Source organism: Pseudomonas sp. EL_65y_Pfl2_R96 (assembly GCF_963970905.1).
GTDB lineage: Bacteria > Pseudomonadota > Gammaproteobacteria > Pseudomonadales > Pseudomonadaceae > Aquipseudomonas.
In genome coordinates this window covers 1-440 of the sequence record NZ_CAXAQH010000380.1, presented here as the reverse complement: position 1 = coordinate 440, position 440 = coordinate 1, and the positions used below count along the sequence as shown (strand labels likewise).

Here is a 440-nt window from a genome sequence, read left to right as displayed (position 1 = left end):
CAATGCGATCGAACCGGGCACCGCGCCGAAGGCGACGATCCCGATCAACCGCTTCACGATCCGCTACTTCATCACAAGCGTGCCCGACGGCGCGAAGCTCAAGGCCGGCCGGACGACGCTGCGGGGCATCGCCTTCGACGGCGGCAAGGGCATCAAGGAGGTTGCGGTCTCCACCGCCGGCGGCAAGACCTGGACCAACGCGAAGCTGGGCAAGGATCTCGGCAAATACGCGTTCCGCGAATGGAAGCTGCCGGTGAAGCTCGCGGTCGGTCAGGTCGAGTTGAAAGTGCGCGCGACCGGCAATGGCGGCGAGACCCAGCCGGATACGCCGCGCTGGAATCCGGCAGGCTATCTGCGCAACGTCGTCGAGACCGTCCGCGTCACGGTGGCCTGAAGGAGAATGATCATGCAGCGCACCGTTCTCCTCGCCATCACGCTTG

1 pseudogene is annotated in these 440 nt (G+C 65.5%); it reads left to right on the top strand.

Annotated features, from left to right (window positions below):
* Positions 1 to 394: pseudogene (locus AACY49_RS31155) on the top strand (molybdopterin-dependent oxidoreductase); the annotation flags it as partial.
* Positions 395 to 440: the final 46 nt, after the last annotated feature.